Source organism: uncultured Campylobacter sp. (genome assembly GCF_938018035.1).
Classification (GTDB): domain Bacteria; phylum Campylobacterota; class Campylobacteria; order Campylobacterales; family Campylobacteraceae; genus Campylobacter_B.
Window position 1 is genome coordinate 1 of the sequence record NZ_CALIJF010000119.1, and the last position, 2,132, is coordinate 2,132.

The following is a 2,132-nucleotide window of genomic DNA, read 5'->3' on the forward strand; positions in this document are numbered from 1 at the left end:
GATGAGATAATTAGGCATATCGATAAAATAGGCGTGGAGCGCGTGCTAGATCTAAAAGCGGCGAATGGCGAGCACGGGTTAAAAAATAGATTAAAACGAAACGAAAAGCTAAAAAGCGATATAATAAAAGCGTTAAATTCGATAATTGCTATAGCCCCTAAAAAGGATGAGGAAAACTTAAGCAATGCCGTAAGCGGCAATGGCTATTTTATGGTATTTGACGGTAATAGAATAGTAACGGCATACAAGCCAAGCAAAGGCGCGCAGAAGTATTTTAAGGAAAAAAGCCTAATGTTACAACAAGAAATAATTAAGAGGTGGTGGCAAAAATGAGAGATTTTACCCTATATATCGATGATGCCGAATGGGGCGTATATCAAAAAGATTATAACCTTTGGGCGGGGGAGGATTACGATAAAAAACTTGCGGACAGATATCCCTTTGCTACGCTTTGCATAAAAGACGGCCTAATTATGGGATTTTTTGATATATCTATCTCAGACGAAGTAATAAAAATATCGCAAAATGACGAAATGATGAGGGAAGTTTGCAACTTCAAAGTACTAATTCATAATAAATTTAAAGAGATTTTTAAGGGTTCGTTTGTAGATGCGCTTAAATACATAAAGGAGTATTCGGCTAAATGAAAAATTTAGATAAAGCTTTACGAAATTTCATCTACCGCGTGGGTGCGGAGACCGTGAATGTAGCTAAAGAGCATACCGCGCCCATTAAAACGGGTGCGCTGAAGCGGAATATAAAGGTAATAAGGGTAGATGCAAGAAGCGTAACGATAGGCAATACTGCAGGGGTGGGTTATGCTAAGTTCGTCCATGAGGGCACGGGACTCTACGGAGCCAAAAAGCGTAAGATAACGCCTAAAAAAGCTCGCGCGCTAAAGACGCCGTATGGATACAGAAAATCGATCAAAGGGCAAAAGCCGAATCCATATTTGCTTAGGGCGTGGAATGAATACAAGCTTAAAGGGCTCGCTAAGGCCCACGCGGCACTCACTAAAGACATCGGACACGAGTTGGTAGCAGAGATAAAGGCGAGCTTATAAAAAGTAGTGCCGTAAAACGCGATAAAAATTTTTAAAATCGCAAACTCTCGTATATTGTTAAATTTGACATCAGACTTTAAACGATTTATAATTTAAAGAAAGATTTAAAGGTGCGCTGGTGTTTCAAATTTTTATCATTTTATTAGGATTGTTCGCGATTCTTCTGCTAATTTCAATTGCTAATAAGAGGAAATGGAGCAAAATTTTAGGCTACGAGCCCACATTGGACGAGATGAGTATTATACTTGAGCTTAGAGCGGCTGGATGTTCTCAAGAAAAAGTAATCGAAATTTTACACGCATTTAACTCAAAAATGCTTGATAAAAAGGCCATTGACGCCATTATAAAAGACAAAAAACAAAGATTAAAGTTTCAAACGAAACAGCAGGAGTTACAAAATAGACCTACGGAAATTATGGCATACGAACAAGAACCGGAAGAATTAACGGATGTGATAGGCGCAGACCCGGGCGATGAACAGACGATCTATAGTGTCGATATCTGTGCCAATAGATGTGCCGATATCGTATATCAAAGCCTTCATATAGCCATAAATAGTAAAAAACTAGATACGATAGAAAGCAGAATCGGGGTAGCTGAAAATGATTTTAAAAAAATTATAAAATATGACAGCTATTTTGCCAAAGCTATAGAAAATAAGTATAAAGACCTTTTAAGAAGAGCATACACGGCTAAATATATCAATGTGGCACAGGCCTATTATGAAAAATACCAAACATTAAAATCGCAAAAAGCCAAGGGCAAGTATTTTGATATGGCAAAAGAGCATTTAGAAAAAGGAATGGAGGATTTTGCCGCGGATCAAGACGCAATACGCGGGAAATATAAAGAACTATTTGATCAAAATTTCAAAGCTTTGCCGCAAGTTTTAGAGGCAGAGGTAATCGACTCGGACGAGTATCCGGTCGGAACGACTGATGAAATGATCGAACTTTTTAAAATAGGTAACTTCGATGAGTTAAGAATGTTGATAAGCCAGTTAGCCTATAAATTTGCTAGTACGCCACAAAGCGATGCCGTAAAAAAGATAGGCATGTTTTTCGTAAAG

General features: G+C 38.1%; 3 protein-coding genes and 1 pseudogene. All 4 read left to right on the top strand.

Going from position 1 to position 2,132, the window contains the following annotated elements:
- Nucleotides 1-333: pseudogene (locus Q0257_RS03715) on the top strand (hypothetical protein); the annotation flags it as partial.
- Complete coding sequence (locus Q0257_RS03720) at nucleotides 330-647, top strand: hypothetical protein (RefSeq protein ID WP_298021700.1); 318 nt, start codon at nucleotides 330-332, stop codon at nucleotides 645-647. The pseudogene Q0257_RS03715 and the gene Q0257_RS03720, both read left to right, overlap by 4 nt.
- Nucleotides 644-1,063 (top strand): hypothetical protein, encoded by a 420-nt coding sequence (locus Q0257_RS03725; RefSeq protein WP_298021702.1) that lies wholly within the window; start codon nucleotides 644-646, stop codon nucleotides 1,061-1,063. The genes Q0257_RS03720 and Q0257_RS03725 overlap by 4 nt, the downstream gene beginning before the upstream one ends.
- A gap of 118 nt (nucleotides 1,064-1,181) precedes the next feature.
- A partial coding sequence (locus tag Q0257_RS03730) for a hypothetical protein (protein ID WP_298021705.1) occupies nucleotides 1,182-2,132 on the top strand: 951 nt, incomplete at its 3' end.